The organism is Actinoplanes sp. NPDC026670, assembly GCF_040638175.1.
In the GTDB taxonomy this organism is placed as follows: Bacteria; Actinomycetota; Actinomycetes; order Mycobacteriales; family Micromonosporaceae; genus Actinoplanes.
The window spans coordinates 1-1,149 of the sequence record NZ_JBEZXU010000208.1 but is presented as its reverse complement, the minus strand read 5'-3'; the positions used below and the strand labels follow the sequence as shown (position 1 = coordinate 1,149).

The 1,149-nt window shown below is 67.0% G+C and carries 1 protein-coding gene; it reads left to right on the top strand.

Annotated elements, in window-relative coordinates:
- The coding region (locus tag AB0E94_RS53140; protein ID WP_360344645.1) for a DNA gyrase C-terminal beta-propeller domain-containing protein at positions 1-1,149 on the top strand (1,149 nt) is incomplete at both ends.

Genomic DNA, 1,149 nt, shown 5'->3' with positions numbered 1-1,149 from the left:
ACTACGTCGAGCACCAGATCGACGTGATTCGCCGGCGGACGGCGTTCCGGCTGCGCAAGGCGGAGGAGCGGGCGCACATCCTGCGCGGCCTGTCCAAGGCGCTGGACGCCCTCGACGAGGTGATCGCCCTGATCCGGCGCTCGCCCACTGTGGAGGACGCCCGGCAGGGCCTGATCCGGCTGCTGGAGATCGACGAGATCCAGGCGACCGCGATCCTCGACATGCAGCTGCGCCGGCTCGCCGCGCTGGAGCGGCAGCGGATCCTCGACGACCTGGCCAAGCTGGAGCTGGAGATCGCCGACCTCAAGGACATCCTCGCCAAGCCCGAGCGGCAGCGCAGGATTGTCTCCGAGGAACTGGGCGAGATCATCGCCAAGTGGGGCGACGAGCGGCGGACCAAGATCGTGCCGTTCGAGGGCGAGGTCTCCATGGAGGACCTCATCGCCCGCGAGGACGTGGTCGTCACGATCACCCGTACGGGCTACGCCAAGCGGACCAAGGTCGACCTCTACCGTTCCCAGCGGCGCGGCGGCAAGGGCGTCAGCGGGGCCACCCTACGGCAGGACGACATCGTCAGCCACTTCTTCGTATGCTCGACCCACGACTGGATGCTCTTCTTCACCAACAAGGGGCGCGTCTATCGGGCCAAGGCGTACGAGCTGCCCGAGGCCAGTAGGGTGGCCAAGGGCCAGCACGTGGCCAATCTGCTCGCATTCCAGCCCGACGAGCAGATCGCGCAGATCATCGAAATTCCGAACTACCAGGTGGCCCCTTACCTGGTACTTGCCACGAAGAACGGCCTGGTGAAGAAGACTCGGCTCGAGGAGTTCGACTCCCCCCGGTCCGGCGGCATCATCGCGATCAATCTGCGCGACGAGGACGAGCTGGTCGGGGCGGCGCTCGTCGCCCCTGAGGAGGATCTGCTGCTGGTCTCCAAGAACGCGCAGGCGATCCGGTTCAACGCGAGCGACGAGGCGCTGCGCCCGATGGGGCGGGCCACCTCGGGCGTGATCGGCATGCGCTTCAGCGAGGACGACGTCCTGCTCGCCATGGAGGTCGTCCGCGAGGGGCGGGACGTTCTGGTGGCGACGAACGGGGGATATGCGAAACGCACCCTGCACGGGGTATTCCTCGATCGGGGTGCGTTTC